The sequence below is a fragment of the Streptomyces sp. SID14478 genome (assembly GCF_010548525.1).
GTDB lineage: Bacteria > Actinomycetota > Actinomycetes > Streptomycetales > Streptomycetaceae > Streptomyces.
This window is the reverse complement of sequence record NZ_JAAGMG010000710.1, coordinates 1-3,810: the sequence shown is the minus strand read 5'-3', so window position 1 is coordinate 3,810 and position 3,810 is coordinate 1. Positions and strand designations below refer to the sequence as shown.

Genomic DNA, 3,810 nt, shown 5'->3' with positions numbered 1-3,810 from the left:
CTGGCGGCCGCGGCCCGGCTCGTCGGGGCGGGGCAGGGTGCGGGCGGGGACGTGCCGCGCACCCTGATCGCCTGACCGTCACCGCTCCGCGAGCGCCTCGGCCTCGTCGGGGACCGACTCGACGCCGGTGGCTTCATCGGCGTCGGCCTCGGCGTCGGCGGGCGTGGAACGGACCGGCAGCAGGCTCATGACCGCCTGCCGGTGGACCTCGCTCGTCGCCTCGTCGTACGGGTCGGGAGTGGCGGGCACCTGGAGGCGGTGGACCTGCCCGGTGCCCAGACGGGCGTAGCCACGGCCGGGTGGGATGTCGGCGGTGGGCGTCGTCTGGGGGAGGGTGCCGAGCACGTCGTGGAGTTCCTCCGCCGTGGCCGGGCCCAGCACCACGCGCGCGCGGGTGTGCTGGCGGACCGGCTCGATGAGGCCGTCGAAGGCGTCGAACTGCTCCGCCACGACCACCGTCACGCCCGCCGCGCGGCCGTGCCGCAGCGGGACCTGGAGCAGCGTCTGCGGGTCCGTGCGCCCGTCCGCGGCCGCGAGGTGCCCCAGCGCGCTGGGGCGGTCCAGCAGGATCCACAGGGGCCGCTTGATGTCGTCGGGCGTGGGGTGCCCGGACTGACGTGCGCGGTTCGCCGCGATCAGCCGCCGCTCCGTCTCGTGCGCGGCCCATTCGAGGCTGGCGAGGGCGCCGGCGAGACCGCACTCCACGGCCAGGACGCCGGTCCGGCCGACCAGACAGGAGTAGTCGCCGGTGCCGCTGCCCTCGATGACGAGGACGTCGCCGTGCTGCAGCGCCTGCAGGGCGATCGCCCGCATGAGGGAGGTCGTGCCGCTGCCGGGCTGGCCGACGATCAGCAGGTGGGGCTCGGTGGAGCGGATTCCGGTGCGCCACACGACCGGCGGGACGTCCCGCTGCTCCTCGCCGTCCATGACCGGCAGCGTGCGCTGGACGCCGGTCCCGTCGGTGAAGCCGAGGACGGTCTCGCCGGGGGAGGTGACGAAGCGCTGCGCGCAGATGTCGGTGGGCAGGGGTTCGAGGACGTTCACCGTCAGGTGGTTGGCTTCCTCGTCCCACACGAAGTGGTATTCGCGGCCCCGGCCGAGCTTCGCGTTGAGCAGCTGCTCGATCCGGGCGCGGGACTCGGCCTCACCGTCGGTGAAATAGGCGGGGTAACGGATCGACAGGCGGTCGAACCGCCCGTCGCCGTCGAAGTCGTAGGTTTCGAAGGCCTTCTCCCACTCGCCCCCGTGGGCGTACAGGGGGCTCGGGTCCTCGGCAACGGAGAAGTACGGAACGAGTGCCTCGTACAGCGAGGACAGTCGCTGCACCTGGGACTCGTCCGGACCGGTCTGCACCGGTTGCTTGGGATCCCGTCCCTTCCATGCGGCCGCCGCCATCAGGGAGATGAGCGCCAGCAGCGGCCCGTACGGAAGGAACACCACGACCAGGATCACGGCGGCCACCAAGAAGAGGAGCGGTCCGCGCCGGTCCTTGGGGGTGCCCGACCACTTGCGCCGTCCGGCGGCTGCCAGCCGGCGCAGTCCACGAGTGATCGTGATGAGGGGATGGAGGACGTCGGTGGCGCCGTCGGCGGCCGTCCGCGCCATTTCCCGGCTTCGGGCAGCCACTTCCCGGCTCCGGGCGATCGGGGCGCTGCCGTTGCTCAGAATGCGGGGGAGTGGTCGCCTGGCCACGTCGGTCTCCTGAAGGTGTGTGCGGGTGAGTGTGCCGTCAGAACTTGATCCCGCCGAGCAGGCTGGCGAGGCTCGCGCCGCCCGCCTTGATGCTCGGGGCGATGGCCGTGCCAGCCAGGTAGAAGCCGAAGAGGGCGCAGACCAGTGCGTGCGAGGCCTTCAGGCCGTCTTTGCGGAAGAACAGGAAGACGATGATGCCGAGCAGCACGACGCCCGAGATGGACAGGATCATGAGGGTTCTCCTGGTTGATGGGGACAGTCACCATGAGTTCTTCCAGGCTCACAGCATGTATCTATACGACAAAAGGTGCAAACGGGTTGAATTTCGCTGATTTCACCCAGTCGGCAGATGGCTGGTGGGCCACCCGTGCCTGCCGCCGGACGGTCGTCCGCACTGGTGGTGATCTTTGCCTCGGCGGGGTCGGGTCATGTGCCCCGGCGGGCAGTACTCTGTCGATTCACTCGTACGGCCGCACGGCCGTATCAGCACGTATGCGAAAGGCGGTCCGGCCGATGAGCGAAGCCCCCGACCCGGAGGTCGTGGAGCTGGCCACCAAGATCTTCGATCTCGCCCGCCGGGGCGAGACGGAGGCGCTCGTGGGGTACGTGGACGCGGGCGTTCCGGCCAACCTCACGAACGACCGTGGCGACACGCTCGTCATGCTCGCCGCGTATCACGGGCACGCGGACGCGGTCCGTGCCCTCCTCGCGCGCGGAGCCGACGCCAACCGGGCCAACGACAAGGGCCAGACCCCGCTCGCGGGTGCCGTCTTCAAGGGCGAGGAGGGCGTGATCCGGGCCCTGCTCGACGGGCACGCCGATCCGGCCGCGGGCACCCCGTCGGCGCTCGACACGGCCCGCATGTTCGGCAAGGCGGAGCTGCTGGAGCTCTTCGGAGCTTCCTGAGGCACTGGCTCTGACCAGGCAAAACGGGGGTGCAGGAAATGTGGTCGCGGCGGGCGGAACCGCTGGGTCATGATGACGGCGTGATTTACGGACGCGACGGCGGGGCAGGTGGTGCCCACGTGCCGCGCGGGCCGTGAACGGCCCGTTCAGGGCCTTGGACGAGAGGCAGAGAGATGGTCTACAGCAAGCAAGAGACGGCGGGCGCTCCGACGTGTTGTCGCGTGGCCAGGTAGGTGCGGATTCCCGGTTGCGTCGACGCTTGATGTGAGGCTGTTTCCCATGTTCGAACCGGTCATAGCGCCCAGCGGTACGCTGCTCGGCCTGCTGCAGCGCGGTCGCGGCGACGGCACGCTGCACGCGCTGACGGCGCCGCGGGACGAGGCGCTCGCGGCTCTCAATCACTGTGTGCTGAGCGACCCCCGCCACGACTGGCAGGTGGAGAACCGCTCGCTGTACTACGCCCGCCTCTACCTCGACCTCCACGGCGAGCTCGGGGAGATCGAGCGACACCTCTTCGACCCCGACGACCTGGTGGACCGCGACGAGTCGCGCACCGGGCTCGCGCTCGCGGTCCTCGGACACCTCGCCTCGTACGGCAGGCGGGACGCCCTGGAGCTGCTGCGCAGGTACGCGGCCTTCGGGGGCAACTGGGCCTGGGCCCTGGACGAGCTGGCCCTGCGCGACGACGACGCGGGCCTGCGCGCCCTCGCCGAGCCGATCCTCGCCAGATTCCCCGCGGACGCCGAGGGCGAGCTCGTCGTCGCCGTGCGCGACGCGTTCGAACCACGGCCCTGGCGGCTGTGGGCCGACGATCCCCGGCCCCACGTGGGGGCACGCGTGCGTGCCGCTCAGGAATCAGGGTCGTTCGACCGCTGGCAGCGCCAGATGCGCCCGTCGGGCCCGCGCCCCGAATGGAGCGTGCAGGCCGTCTTCGACTGGGCGCAGGAGGGCTTCGAACGCGGGGCCGTCCTGTACGTGCCCGCCGCGCGCTGCCTGACCGCGGTCGCCGGGCCAGAGGACCGCCCCCAGATCGTGCGGGCCGCGCAGGACGGCACGGACGGGGCGCGCTGCACCGCGCTGCGCTACCTCGCCGACGCCCACGACCCCGACGTGTACGACCTCGTCGAGGCCGCCGTGGAGTCCGGTTCCCGGGTGGTCGTCGACGCCGCACTCGACGCCTTCGAACGCATGCGCAGCGCCGCCGTGGTGGAG

4 protein-coding genes are annotated in these 3,810 nt (G+C 71.4%); 2 read left to right on the top strand and 2 right to left on the bottom strand.

Annotated elements, in window-relative coordinates:
- Positions 1-78: 78 nt before the first annotated feature.
- Entirely contained in the window at positions 79-1,692 is a 1,614-nt protein-coding gene (locus tag G3I40_RS23720) for an ATP-binding protein (RefSeq protein WP_164304143.1), read from the bottom strand.
- Positions 1,693-1,729: 37 nt separating this feature from the next.
- Positions 1,730-1,924 carry a hypothetical protein gene (locus G3I40_RS23715; RefSeq protein ID WP_018534760.1) on the bottom strand — a complete coding sequence of 65 codons (195 nt, stop codon included), beginning with the start codon at positions 1,922-1,924 and terminating at the stop codon, positions 1,730-1,732.
- A gap of 281 nt (positions 1,925-2,205) precedes the next feature.
- Between G3I40_RS23715 and G3I40_RS23710 the strand changes: the two genes are divergently transcribed.
- Positions 2,206-2,598 carry an ankyrin repeat domain-containing protein gene (locus G3I40_RS23710; RefSeq protein ID WP_164304142.1) on the top strand — a complete coding sequence of 131 codons (393 nt, stop codon included), beginning with the start codon at positions 2,206-2,208 and terminating at the stop codon, positions 2,596-2,598.
- Between the two features lie 279 nt (positions 2,599-2,877).
- The coding region (locus G3I40_RS23705) for a HEAT repeat domain-containing protein (RefSeq protein ID WP_164304141.1) at positions 2,878-3,810 on the top strand (933 nt) is incomplete at its 3' end.